Origin of the sequence: Ruminococcus sp. SR1/5 (assembly GCF_000209835.1) — a bacterium.
Classification (GTDB): domain Bacteria; phylum Bacillota; class Clostridia; order Lachnospirales; family Lachnospiraceae; genus Blautia_A; species Blautia_A fusiformis.
Map to the genome: position 1 here is coordinate 2534341 of NC_021014.1, position 12675 is coordinate 2547015.

Annotated in this window: 11 protein-coding genes and 1 riboswitch; of the genes, 8 read left to right on the top strand and 3 right to left on the bottom strand. The window is 41.9% G+C overall.

Features of this window, described 5'->3' with window-relative positions; genetic code table 11:
- Positions 1 to 153: 153 nt before the first annotated feature.
- The 7 genes from CK1_RS12640 (at position 154) to CK1_RS12670 (ending at position 5782) form a co-directional block, all read left to right on the top strand.
- Positions 154 to 621, top strand: coding sequence for a fibronectin type III domain-containing protein (locus CK1_RS12640; RefSeq protein WP_306288912.1), 468 nt, complete (start codon positions 154 to 156; stop codon positions 619 to 621).
- Between the two features lie 203 nt (positions 622 to 824).
- On the top strand, positions 825 to 1151 hold the full coding sequence (locus CK1_RS12645) for a hypothetical protein (RefSeq protein ID WP_306288913.1): 327 nt from the start codon (positions 825 to 827) through the stop codon (positions 1149 to 1151).
- Entirely contained in the window at positions 1148 to 1270 is a 123-nt protein-coding gene (locus CK1_RS12650) for a hypothetical protein (protein WP_015526602.1), read from the top strand. The genes CK1_RS12645 and CK1_RS12650 overlap by 4 nt, the downstream gene beginning before the upstream one ends.
- A gap of 413 nt (positions 1271 to 1683) precedes the next feature.
- Positions 1684 to 1791: riboswitch (TPP riboswitch) on the top strand.
- 246 nt (positions 1792 to 2037) lie between these two features.
- A complete protein-coding gene (gene thiS / locus CK1_RS12655) occupies positions 2038 to 2241 on the top strand; it encodes a sulfur carrier protein ThiS (RefSeq protein ID WP_015526603.1) in 204 nt (67 codons plus the stop codon).
- 163 nt (positions 2242 to 2404) lie between these two features.
- Positions 2405 to 3190: a thiazole synthase gene (locus CK1_RS12660; protein WP_015526604.1), complete on the top strand. Its 786-nt coding sequence runs from the start codon at positions 2405 to 2407 to the stop codon at positions 3188 to 3190.
- Between the two features lie 244 nt (positions 3191 to 3434).
- Positions 3435 to 4598, top strand: coding sequence for a 2-iminoacetate synthase ThiH (gene thiH / locus CK1_RS12665; protein ID WP_353611251.1), 1164 nt, complete (start codon positions 3435 to 3437; stop codon positions 4596 to 4598).
- Between the two features lie 335 nt (positions 4599 to 4933).
- On the top strand, positions 4934 to 5782 hold the full coding sequence (locus CK1_RS12670) for an RpnC/YadD family protein (protein ID WP_015526606.1): 849 nt from the start codon (positions 4934 to 4936) through the stop codon (positions 5780 to 5782).
- Between the two features lie 50 nt (positions 5783 to 5832).
- Here the strand turns inward: CK1_RS12670 and CK1_RS12675 are convergent, their stop codons facing one another.
- Positions 5833 to 9633: a leucine-rich repeat protein gene (locus tag CK1_RS12675; RefSeq protein WP_015526607.1), complete on the bottom strand. Its 3801-nt coding sequence runs from the start codon at positions 9631 to 9633 to the stop codon at positions 5833 to 5835.
- Between the two features lie 470 nt (positions 9634 to 10103).
- Between CK1_RS12675 and CK1_RS12680 the strand changes: the two genes are divergently transcribed.
- Complete coding sequence (locus CK1_RS12680; protein WP_015526608.1) at positions 10104 to 11120, top strand: sulfate ABC transporter substrate-binding protein; 1017 nt, start codon at positions 10104 to 10106, stop codon at positions 11118 to 11120.
- Positions 11121 to 11331: 211 nt separating this feature from the next.
- Here the strand turns inward: CK1_RS12680 and CK1_RS12685 are convergent, their stop codons facing one another.
- Complete coding sequence (locus CK1_RS12685; RefSeq protein ID WP_015526609.1) at positions 11332 to 11697, bottom strand: hypothetical protein; 366 nt, start codon at positions 11695 to 11697, stop codon at positions 11332 to 11334.
- Positions 11698 to 11837: 140 nt separating this feature from the next.
- A complete protein-coding gene (locus CK1_RS12690) occupies positions 11838 to 12641 on the bottom strand; it encodes a hypothetical protein (protein ID WP_015526610.1) in 804 nt (267 codons plus the stop codon).
- Positions 12642 to 12675 lie beyond the last annotated feature (34 nt).

Genomic DNA, 12675 nt, shown 5'->3' on the forward strand with positions numbered 1-12675 from the left:
GTTGAGGGGAGTGTCAAGCCATTGTAGAAACTGCCGAATTTCACCAAAAGCCCTGATTCGGCGAAAAATATCATAGCAGGAATAATTTTTATAATGTATACTATATTTGTTAGGGAATCCAGATATACCACAAAGCAGAAAGGAAAAAAGCGTATGAGAAGAAATTGGAAAAAAGCTTTATGTGGCATTTTGACAGGTTTTATGCTTGCAACGGCGGCACCAGCTGCGGTTCCGGAGTTGATCAGTGCGACAGAAGTACAGGCGGCGATAAACGTAGCAACGCCGGCTATGTCTTCTATTAAGATCTCCGGCAGGAATAAGATTATTTTCAGCTGGAAACAGGTAAAAGGAGTTGCCGGATACCGGGTATACCGCAAGACCGGAAACAGCGGATGGAAAGCAGTAAAAACCCTCACAGGAAGCAAAAATGTTACGTTTACCGATACAAAAGTAAGTACCGGAGTAAGCTATACTTACACAGTGAGAGCTTACCGGAAATCCGGAAAAAATACGATCTGGAGTAGATATAATGAAAAAGGTCTGACAGCAATCGCAGGTCTGAATTATCTCACCCTGAATAAGACCAGCCTGACACTGGCATCGAAAAAACTTATACACTGAAGATCAAAGGCACCAGTCTGAAACCGTCATGGAAGAGCAGCAACACAAATGTTGTCAAGATAACTTCTGTCGGAAAGATCACCGCGGTAAAAACAGGAACAGCGGTTATCACAGCGACTCTTGGTGGCAGAAAATTCACCTGCAAGGTTACTGTAAAGAATCCGACCTCGGCTAATACCAGATTGACGCAGAATTATAGCAAATTGAAAAAATACATCAGTCAGAAAGGCAAATATACTGAAGACGGAAATCAGTTTATAAATGTCAAAGTAGATAAAGAAAGTACTCTGATGATCGGTTATCTGAAGAAAGAAGATAAGATAGATATTGGGATGATGCTCTCTATGCCTTCAGATGGAATCCTTGCCGGACTGGATATTATCGGAAACTGTGTGAAATCTGATACGGTCAGTGTGAAGTCCGCCCTGTCTACAAATGAAGTCTTTCTGCTGGTGACTTCTTCTACAAAAGCATCTGCTTATAAAGGTCAGAATCTGACTTTCTTGTATACAAACGGAAAAAAGCGATGACAGATCTGCAGGATTCTTCCAATATTATGATGAAAGCGACAATGAAAGTAGCAAATGATTATCTGAAAAAGAATTTAAATCTGACAATGAAAGATCTGGGATTCACTGCTTATAAATAACAGTAACATCCTATGATGATGCCGTTAATAAAATTCGGTTGACAAATTAGTATAGAAAGCATAAGATGATAGTAGCTAAGAAATGTGATGAAATTCAAACATTGGCAAAAACGAAAACCCCGGAAGTCTCGCACACTTCCGGGGTTTTCTATGCCGTTATGTAAGGGGGCTTAAGCCTTTCAGGCTGTTACTGCCTGTCGTTTCTGTCCAGCCATTTGCGAATATAGTAGCTAACTATATCCGCCGTAACAGAAACAAAAAATGTGATGATTAATTCGCACACTGGACTTCACCTCCTTTCTGCTGGAGGGTTGGCAGCATTAACAGTGTACTATAGTTTAGAACAAATTGGAACTATTGTGAGAAAATTTAATACTCTTGACATTGATCATAATTCGTCTTATACTAACTCATGTAAATAACAGGGGAGCTTGTGATGGCAGGCTGAGAGGAAGTCTTCAACTTCGACCCTTATACCTGATTTGGATAATGCCAACGTAGGAACGTATAAGATGAATTTACGGGAGATACTTTGGTGTATCTCCTTTTTATTGGATGCGGATGTTTTTATCCGATTGAATACGTAAGATCAGGATTTACAGGGAAGGGATCAAGAGCGAATGCTTTTAACCCCGGTATCGACAATTGAATATTGGGAAATTTGAGAGTGAACTGAGTTCATGAAGGGGTGCACCACCGCGGGTGTATTTCTTTGTGAACTCTTTTTATTGATGAATAGCTTTTGAAGTTTCCGGAAAGGAGAGATCATGATCACAGTAAATGGTGAAAGCAGAACATTGGAAAAGCCGGTGACAGTAACAGAATATCTGGAAGCATGTAACTATGTTCCGGTGCAGGTTGTAGTAGAGCTGAATGAAGAGATCATTAAGAGAGACACTTATGATACAACAGTACTGAAAGATGGCGATGTTGTGGAGATTCTGCAGTTTATGGGCGGCGGAAGCTGCTGATGTCGCTATAGAGATAAAATTAGGTATATATACCACGGCAGTAACTGACAGATAAGTTACTGAAAAAATGCAAATGAAGAATGATCTGGCAGAAGAAGGCGCTGGTTATAAATCGGTGGAAATATTTTCTGCAAACAGACATAAAGAAAGGTGGACATAAAAAATGACAACAGCAAACACAAATGAAGACAAACTGATCCTGGGAGGCCATGAGTTTACTTCCCGTTTTATCCTTGGTTCCGGAAAATTTTCTCTGGAGCTTGTAAAAGCATGTATTGAAAAAGCAGGAACTCAGATCGTAACACTTGCCCTGCGCCGTGCAAATGAGGGTGGACTTGCGAACATTCTGGACTATGTGCCGAAGGATGTTACTCTTCTTCCGAATACATCAGGAGCCAGAAATGCAGAGGAAGCAGTTCGTATCGCAAGACTTTCCCGCGAGCTTGGTTGTGGAGATTTTGTAAAGATCGAAGTTATCCATGATTCCAAATATCTTCTTCCGGATAACTATGAGACCATCAAGGCAACAGAGATCCTTGCAAAAGAGGGCTTTGTAGTTATGCCATACATGTATCCGGATCTGAATGCAGCCAGAGATCTGGTGAATGCAGGAGCTGCCTGTGTAATGCCACTTGGCTCTCCAATCGGTTCCAACAAAGGAATCTGTACAAAAGAATTCATCCAGATCCTTATCGACGAGATCGACCTTCCGATCATCGTGGACGCAGGAATCGGCCGCCCGTCACAGGCATGTGAGGCTATGGAAATGGGTGCTGCAGCAGTTATGGCAAATACAGCCATTGCAACTGCAGGAGACGTCCGTGTTATGGCGGAAGCCTTTAAGAAAGCTATTGAGGCAGGAAGAAGTGCATATCTTTCCGGTATGGGAAGAACTCTGGAGAGAGGTGCAAGTGCATCCTCACCGCTGACCGGATTTCTTCATGAGTAAAATTGATAAATGAATGATTGAACGCAGAACACTAAGCGGGGGACAGGCACTGCCTGTGTAGTGAAACACAGGTATTGTCTGGTTTCAATCGAAATTGAGTTTACAGATATGCAGCAGTGAGGACCAGAGTATTGCTGCAATATATGAGAGGAGCGACATAAGAGTAATGGCAGAGACAGTACAGGCCAGTCAGCAGGACGGCCATTTTAATGAAAGTATCGTAAATGAAGAAATTCTGGAAGATATGAAAAAGAACCGTATCGATCACATGAAGTACCTTCCGGATATGGAACAGCTGGAAGAATCTGATGTAATGGATCAGGTTATTTCCGCAATGAACGCATATGATTATGATAAGTACACAGAAGCGGATGTACGGAGAGCGCTTGCTCATGACAACCGTACACCGGAGGATTTTAAAGCACTGCTTTCACCGGCAGCGCTGCCTCTTTTGGAAGAAATCGCACAGGCTGCACGGATCGAAACAAGGAAACATTTCGGAAACAGCATCTGTATGTTCACACCGATCTACATTGCAAACTACTGTGAGAATTACTGCATCTACTGTGGATTTAACTGCCACAATAAGATCCGCCGTGCACAGCTGAACGAAGAAGAGATCGAGAAGGAAATGGCAGCGATCGCCGAGACTGGTCTGCAGGAGATCCTGATCCTTACCGGCGAGAGCAAAACCAAATCCAATGTGGAGTACATCGGAAAAGCCTGTGAGATCGCGCGAAAATATTTCAAGGTGATCGGCCTTGAGGTTTATCCGATGAATTCCGATGAATATGCATATCTTCATAAATGCGGCGCAGATTATGTGACGGTTTTCCAGGAGACTTATAATTCTGACAAGTATGAAACTCTGCATCTGGCAGGACATAAGAGGATTTTCCCATACAGACTGAATACCCAGGAGCGTGCACTGAAGGGTGGCATGCGAGGGGTTGGTTTTGCGGCTCTTCTGGGACTGGATGATTTCCGCAAGGATGCTTTTGCGACAGGATACCACGCATATCTTCTGCAGAGAAAATATCCACATGCAGAGATCGCTTTTTCCTGCCCGAGACTTCGTCCGATCATCAACAACGACAGGATCAACCCGAAGGATGTCCACGAACCGCAGCTTCTCCAGGTAGTTTGTGCATATCGTCTGTTTATGCCGTTTGCAAGTATTACTGTATCCACCAGAGAATGTGAGCGTGTCCGTGACAACCTGGTAAATATCGCAGCAACCAAGATCTCTGCAGGTGTCAGCACAGGAATCGGAAGCCATGTGGATGATATTGAGGATAAAGGTGATGATCAGTTTGAGATTTCCGACGGAAGGTCTGTGGACGAAGTCTTCAACGCCCTGAAAGACCACGGCCTGCAGCCGGTGATGAATGACTACATCTATCTGTAATACGATTATCAAATAACAACACAGCCGTCAGGGGATAACTTCTGTGGAATATGTGGAAAACCACCCGCCCGAAAAGGTGATTTTTTAGGGCGGGTGTGGATAAGTGTTTCAGAAAAATGAATGCAGAAAATTTTTTGTCAAACAGAGGGGATCACTGGAAGAATTTGTCGGCAGAGTAAGGATGATTTTTCAGTTCAGGTCTGATAAAATGAATATAGTAAGGAGGATTACAGAGAGCATTAAGATTTACAGAAGATAAAAAGTCAGTGTAAAATTTACAAAAGCATTTTCAAGGCACATCAGATAACAATACTGAACTAAAAAAGAGGTGCCCTATGGCAAATGCAAAACATGAAGATGCTGTTATGAAAATGGGTGTTGACTATTTTCGTGATACGATTCTGAAAAGTCTCGGAATTGATTATGATTTTGTGGAGGTTGGTCCGACTGAGCTGGTAGAGCTTACTATTCATTCAATGTATATGGATTTTACCTTTCTCACAAAACAGGGATTTTATATTCATATAGAATTTCAGACAACAGACAAGGGGGAAGAGGATTTACGAAGATTTCTTGCCTATGATGCGGTATATTCACATAAGACTGGAAAGAATGTTATTACATACGTGATTTATTCCGGAGGAATCCGGTCAGTAAAGGCTGAATTGAACATGGGCTTGTTTACTTATCGTATTCAGCCAGTTTATCTTAAAGAGAAAAATGCAGATGAGGTTTTTGTCAGAATGAAAGAAAAGCAGCTGCATGGAGAAGAACTGACCAAAGAAGATTATGCAATCTTGTCATTAACACCATTAATGTCAGGCTCTATGCAGATGAAGGATAAGATCAGAGAAGCAATCATTCTGGCAAAAAGAAATACAGATCTAACCGCAGAGAAAACAACAGCAATGTTATATACATTGGCAGATAAATTTCTGGATAATGCAGATTTGGACGAAATAAAGGAGGTCGTTGCGATGACGAGAATTGGTCAGATGTTATTAGATGAGGGAATGGAACGTGGAATGGAACGTGGAATAGAACGTGGTATGGAACGTGGATTTCAGTTGACAAAATATCTGATGGATAAAGGTCGCATGGATGACCTGAAGCGTGCTATGGAGGATGAAGACTATCGTAAAAAACTTCTGGAGGAGTTGGATTTACAAAATAATAGCAGATAAGGATACACGCCCCGGAAGGTTCTTCCGGGGCGTGTATAGAGACAAAGAGATTATTTTACAACAATGGATTTTGTCTTTGACCATTTGCCGTAATATTTTTTGAAATTGGCATTTCTGTATGCACGGACTCGAACGTAATATCGTTTTTGGCGTTTCAATCTGGATACAGTAATGCTGGTCTTGGTGTTGCCGGTGAGCGTTCTGGTTACCGGTTTTTTGAAGTTTTTGTATAAACTGTACTGTATCTGATAACCACTGGTGCCGGAAGTTTTTTTCCAGGAAGCACGGAAATACTGTTTGCCGGATTTCAGGGCCGGTGCGGATGCAGTTAGTACTTTGATTGGCAGAACGGTTACGGCTTTTGGAGTGGACCATTTGCTGTAACAGTTAGTTGCATACATTTTGCATGCCCGGATACGTAAATAGTAGGTTTTACCTGGAGTAAGATTTTTATACGTAAAAGTCGGTGAAGAGTTTCCGGAAAAATATTGTGTTCCATGATAAGAAGAAAAATTTCTGCTTTCATCCAAATCTAATTCGTATCGAACTTCGGAATCAGAAGATTTTTTCCAGGATACTTTTACAGTGTTTTTTCCAGGAGAAACCGTAAGTACCGGGGTTGCTGGAGCTTTATCAAGAGCAACAAATTTAGCCCCCAGATTTTTGGCAACGTATTCTAACTGCAAATATTTATAACCATAAATAATTTTCAGGTTTGAGCAGCCTTTTACAGAAGTTTTAGCAATGGAAGGGTAACGTTTGCAAATACCATAATTAGGATCGGTAAATAAAAAAGTAATGGATCTTAAACTTTTGCAGCCGATAAATTCTTCGTTTTCTATAGTATTAAAATCTTTACTCAGGACAATACTTTGTAAACTGGAACAATTATAAAATGCTCTTCGCCCCATGTGAAATACGCCGTGAGGAAGAGAAATGTTTTTTAGTTTACTGCATCCACTAAAAGTTTCTTCACCAATATCAGGGTTATCAGGCAAAGTCAAAGATGTAAGATTTTTACAGTTTTTGAACGCTCTATCGCTGATAGAATATCCTTGAGTATTGGATATAATAACTTTCTTTAAATTTGTGCATCCGTTAAAAGCATCTTTTCCGACTTTCCCTGAAAATCTAATATTTTCCAAATTACTGCAGTTTTGAAATGCTGCATCTTTTATATCACAGAAAGTATTAGCTGGAAACTGAACCTTTTTCAGATTTGTACAGCTTTTAAATGCGGCCTCTTGTAATATTTGAATGCTGGATGGTAAATTCACTTCTGACAAATCAGAACACATATAGAATGCGTTATTACCAATTACCTCGATAGTGTTTGAAAAGGTAATATTTTTTAACTTGGAACAGTTTTTAAAAGAGTTATTGCCAATACAGTTAAGCGAGTTTCCTTTTTTGAATATAACAGTTTCCAGGCTGGTACAATTTTGAAAAACAGAGTCAGTTAATCCATAGTAATATTCTTTATCATAAGTATATTTACGAGAATAATAATATTTGTCATTGAGAGAACCGGAAACTGAAGCGGATTTTAAATTTGTACAACCTTCAAAAGTGGATTTTCCAAGGTGAGTTACAGAATTTGGAATGTCAATATTTTTGAGGCTGCTACAGTCTTTAAAAGCTTGTTCATCAATGGAAGTTAATGTTTCCGGAAAAGTTATATTTTGTAAATTTTTGCAGTTCATAAAAGCAGTTGATGAGATCTCTGTTAATTTCTGGGATAGTTTAATTTCCTTTAGCGAATTACAGTCCTTAAAGGCAGAACTGCTGATAAGAGTTACACTGTCAGAAAGAGATACATTTGTTAAAGCTGAAAAACCCAGAAAACAGATGTTGCCAATGGACGTTATTTCGTCGGAAACATGTATGGTTTTAATAAATTGACTATATTGAGCACCACTTCCTGTTACAATGCGACGGATATCATTATCTGCGTTAATAGAGCCTTCTCCATAGAAGAATAAATTGCCATTTTCAAAGAGTGTCCATTTAACAGAAGAAGATCCGGAAGATTTTTCCTTCACCGGATTCTTACTCTCCGGTACCGTAACCTCATAATCCACCGGAACCAACGGTCTTGGAGTAGGAGTAGGTGTAGCGGTAATTTGGTCTTTCAGAGCGTTGGTGTATTCATCTTTCAGGTAAAAACGATTGTAGAGCTGATAAAATTTTGCCAGTACATCCAGGATACCTCTGCGAATATTGATCTGGCCATCGCAGAGATTTTTCCAGCTTTCCGCATTTTTAACGCCCTCACGGTAAAAGATATCAGCAAAAGCCCGGTTCAGGGCACCACCGGAAGTAACGCCGGAGATGTAGGATTTTGCGATATTATTTGCGTATATCTGGAAAGTAGTATATCCCTGGAAGCATTTTACAAAAGCATTGGCGTTTTCTGTATTTTTATACCGCGCATATGTATAGGAAGAACTGGTCAGGGCAGTATTAAAATAACAGTCCATAGTATAAAGCAGGGACAACTTCAGGTTGTCAGAGTTGATACTGGACGTGTTGAACAAAATATCCATGGCACTGGAACCATAACTTAAGGCTTTCAGTGCAGGATTCTGTTTGCTTAATTCACTGATCATAGTTTCTGTACACTTTTTCATAGCTGCAGATGCACTCTGGCTTCGCAGGTAACTGACATCGATGGACTGAGAACCAAGCTGGGCAAGGATCGCGTCGCAGGCTTCGACAAAAGCGGTATTGGAAGAGCCGGCATTTCGTGCTTTCTGGATGAGAAGGATACGCTCGTCGGCTGCGTTTTTGAAAGCATTTACTTTTGTGCAGAGTTCTACCAGCTCTTTTGTGGTGGAGCAGGCATCTCCTACCAGAGAGACTGCGGTTTTCATGGAATCCACAGACTGAAGCAGTTTATTGGCTTCTTCTGCATCAAGTTTCATGAAATCTTCCGGTTTCCAGTTATAGACTCCGTTCTGGGTATAATACGTGGACAGGTCATTAAACATTTTTATCAGATAAGAATTGGCGCGTTCAATTTGTGAGGAATCAAAATCCTTGGAATCCGTGGAATCTACAAACTGCAGATAATCCGCAAGTAAAGCTTCATAGATCAGCTTTTGGTCATCATAAAATTCCTGCTTGATAACGCCCTTCCAGATGGAAGAAAGCACAAGCATAGGCTTATTGGACAGGATACGTTCGCCAAGCTCCTGATAAACCGGTTTTACGGAAGGCTGGGTGATAAGGTTATACAGAGATTTTGTCTGGATATTTTTTCCATCAACAACAAGACCGGTCTTAACTGTATCGGCAAGCCAGATATCGTGATCCGGTATTTTGGATGAGGCGAATGCAACGGAGGAAGAATCATTTCCATCGTTAAAGGTGTCGGATTCGCCGTCATCAAAAAGAAGCTCCTGAGAAAGTTCGGAATCGTTTTCGGTTGAGGAAGTTTCTGGTTCCAGTTCAACATCTTCCGGCATGGTTTCCTCTGGAAGCAGTTCTACGTCCTGGTCCGTTTCCGGATTTGTCATAGAGTCGGAAACGGAAGGAGCTGATTCTGTGTTTGTTGTGGAATCAGGATTTGTATCTGCGTCCAGGTCCGACGAAACCTTGGATTCTTCGGAAACTGCTCCGGAATCTGTAGTTGTCATATGATTGGGATGTTCGTCAGAAAAATCATCACCGCTGGTGGCTGACAGATTATCTGAAGGATCCGAATCTGTGGCGTTAGCCTCCGGAGAAAAAATTTCTTCCGCATTCGCAGCTTCTTCCGGAACTGCAGAAAAATCAGCAGCAGAGACGAACCCTGCAGATTGTGTCAGCAGACATGCGGATAATAAAAATGCAAGAGTTTTCTTTTTCATATACATACTCCTCCTTAAACGTATGATATTTATAATTCGATTATAAAGGAAATGTCTTTGAAAATCTATAAGAATACTCCACATTCGGACAAGTACAAAGAGATTTGTTTTAACAGAATCAGGGAAGTTCACTGCTTCAATTGCAAATATCCGCCTGACACCGATCAAAATTTCACAGAGGAAGGAAAACATCCCGCAAAAACAAGATATACTTTGGCAAAATTCCCGAAAAATACGGAAATTACAAGACTGATGACGTTTTCACATATACTCTGGGAACAATAAAATACGAGGCAAAATCAACAAAAACAACATAATATCAGGTGGGATCAAACACAAAAATCTGTGAAATCCGCATAAACAGCCATATTTCCGAAAAATCCTGAAAACGGTTTCCAATCTAAGAGTTTTCATATGGACTTACTCATGTTTATAATAGCCCCAACAACAAAACACAGGAGGTAAGTATTATGAAAAGAAGATGGAAATCAGCAGTAGCAGCTCTTGCAGCAGTAGCAACAATCGGAAGCCTTACAGGTGTAACCACCTATGCGGCGGACAGTGTCAGCATCACCAATGTATCTTATGATCCGACCAGAGAGCTTTACGAGCAGTACAACAAGATCTTTCAGGAACACTGGAAGGAAAAAACAGGCCAGGATGTGGAGATCACACAGTCCCATGGCGGCTCCGGCAAGCAGGCACTTGAGGTTGCCAACGGACTGGAAGCAGATGTGGTAACACTGGCACTGGAGTATGATGTGGATGCGATCCAGGATGCAGGACTCATCGATGACGGATGGGTGGATGAATTTCCGGAGGACAGCGCTCCCTACACTTCGACTATTGTATTTCTTGTGAGAAAAGGAAATCCGAAGAACATCAAAGACTGGGACGATCTGGTAAAGAAAGACGTAGGTGTGATCACACCAAACCCGAAAACCTCCGGCGGAGCAAGATGGAACTATCTGGCAGCCTGGGCCTATGCAAAAGATAAATATAACGGAGACGAGGACAAAATTAAAGAATTCATCGGAGATCTTTACAAAAACGTACTTGTCCTGGACACCGGAGCCAGAGGCGCAACGACCTCTTTCGTGGAAAACGGACAGGGTGATGTACTGATCGCCTGGGAAAATGAAGCCTATCTTTCCGTAAAGGATTATCCGGACGACTACGAGATCGTAACACCAAGCATCAGCATCCTTGCACAGCCATCTGTAGCAGTAGTCGATAAAGTCGTAGACAAAAGAGGCACCAGAGATGTGGCAGAGGAATATCTGAATTATCTCTATTCCGATGAAGCACAGAGGATCGCCGGTGATAATTATTACCGTCCGTCAAACCAGGATATTCTGAAGGAATACTCCGATGTGTTTAATCTGGACATCAATCTTGTCACCATTGATGATTTCGGCGGATGGAAAAAGGCACAGGAAACACATTTCTCAGATGGAGGGATTTTTGATCAGATTTACGAAGGATAGACAGCAGAAGATATAGTCGGACGGAATAACACAAAGAAGCTGCAGAACAGTGAAAAAACAGAGTTTGCAGCTTCTTTTATGTAAATATGATGTGCCTTTTGCGACTGGAAAATCTATATCTGATATATAGCACTGTCAACATCTCATGCAGCTATGGATCTTCCGGTCTGCAAAATAACGGCAGAGGGGACAATGTGAATCACAAGGTGGATCAGGCATGGCTTCCTTCGGTCAGGGAACAGCCGTCCATTATACGGATCCCGTTTATGACATCCAGATAAGTGTCATACATTTCCTTCCATTCATCAGAGGCGTCCTTGGAGTACTGGCTGATGGTGGACAGAAGATCGTATTTTTTGCCGTCGACGGTTTCGATACGGCCGAGATAGCCCTGCCATACACTGTCCAGAGGCTGGTCTTCGCCATCGTAATATCTGGCTTCCAGAGTCAGTACAGGAACATCCTCATTGTAATAAGTCAGTTTATATCCACCATTTTCGGTTTCGGTTGTTTCATAATGGCAGAGATATTTCCAGCGCTCCGGAGTGAGGACCTGGAAGTAATCCGTCATGGCCATATCCACACGCTCTGCGTAAACGAAATCTATGGATTTGATCAGCTCTGTGGCTTCCTTTTCGGCGGCCTTATCATAGGTGTCTGACGGAGTCAGGACAAAAAGTCCGAATGTATAATCGTCAGTCTGGCATACAAGAGCATCTACATTTTTTCTTCTTCGTTGACTTCGGTTAAGTATTGATATTTCGTGGCAGGATAAGATTCAAAGGTAAGATCCTTTTTGGTGATGATCTCACCCTTTACCGGATAGTATTCTGCCAGAAAACCCTTCAGGGAAGAATCCTCCAGAGAGGAATTCGGTACTTTTAAAACAAAGGCAGTGCTTTTTCCGCCATTTACGGAACGCTGCTCGAAATAACCTTCTTTTTCGGGCATGGATTCTCTGATCGTATCATCGGCAGGGAATCCAACCCGCATATGAAGCTCGCCGCGCTTTTCCGATTCAGAGGAATCCTCCGTGTTTGTATCGGAAGAGGAATTTGGGTATGAAGAATCGGAATCCTGCGAGGAGGAGTTTCCACTGGTATCGGAGGATTCTTCTGAAGAATCTCCGGAGGAGGAATCAGTTTCAGAATCGGAATATTCCTGAAGATTACCGTAGTCATCAATATAATATTTATCTCTGGAGCCAATATATGTGGTTCCGGTGGCATCTTCCAGCCACACACTGCCGTCCTCATAATAATAATGAGGCTCAAAATAACCGTCCTGTTCGGTCCAGCCGGCATCGTTGCCTTCCATCAGTTCACCGGAATCCGGGTCAGGGGCATAATTACCTTCCCCGATATATTCATCCTCGGAACCATTGCGGTACCAGTAATCTCCGTTTTCATCCTGCCAGATGTACTGACCGTCATCGGTTGGAGGGTCAGAAGCGAGGACCGGGACTGCAGATATGGAAAGAGCGATCGCGCCTGTTAAAAGAACTAAGATTTTTTTATGCATAGGCACCTCCTGATAAATTGCGCAGCAGTTAGCT

What these genes read in the sequence shown, in the direction of transcription:
- thiH (WP_353611251.1), top strand. Translation starts at nt 3,435, where the DNA reads ATGAAAAAGAACCGTATCGATCACATGAAGTACCTTCCGGATATGGAA.
- CK1_RS12660 (WP_015526604.1), top strand. Translation starts at nt 2,405, where the DNA reads ATGACAACAGCAAACACAAATGAAGACAAACTGATCCTGGGAGGCCAT.
- thiS (WP_015526603.1), top strand. Translation starts at nt 2,038, where the DNA reads ATGATCACAGTAAATGGTGAAAGCAGAACATTGGAAAAGCCGGTGACA.
- CK1_RS12675 (WP_015526607.1), bottom strand. Translation starts at nt 9,633, where the DNA reads ATGAAAAAGAAAACTCTTGCATTTTTATTATCCGCATGTCTGCTGACA.
- CK1_RS12680 (WP_015526608.1), top strand. Translation starts at nt 10,104, where the DNA reads ATGAAAAGAAGATGGAAATCAGCAGTAGCAGCTCTTGCAGCAGTAGCA.
- CK1_RS12690 (WP_015526610.1), bottom strand. Translation starts at nt 12,641, where the DNA reads ATGCATAAAAAAATCTTAGTTCTTTTAACAGGCGCGATCGCTCTTTCC.
- CK1_RS12670 (WP_015526606.1), top strand. Translation starts at nt 4,934, where the DNA reads ATGGCAAATGCAAAACATGAAGATGCTGTTATGAAAATGGGTGTTGAC.
- CK1_RS12650 (WP_015526602.1), top strand. Translation starts at nt 1,148, where the DNA reads ATGACAGATCTGCAGGATTCTTCCAATATTATGATGAAAGCGACAATG.
- CK1_RS12685 (WP_015526609.1), bottom strand. Translation starts at nt 11,697, where the DNA reads ATGGCCATGACGGATTACTTCCAGGTCCTCACTCCGGAGCGCTGGAAA.
- CK1_RS12640 (WP_306288912.1), top strand. Translation starts at nt 154, where the DNA reads ATGAGAAGAAATTGGAAAAAAGCTTTATGTGGCATTTTGACAGGTTTT.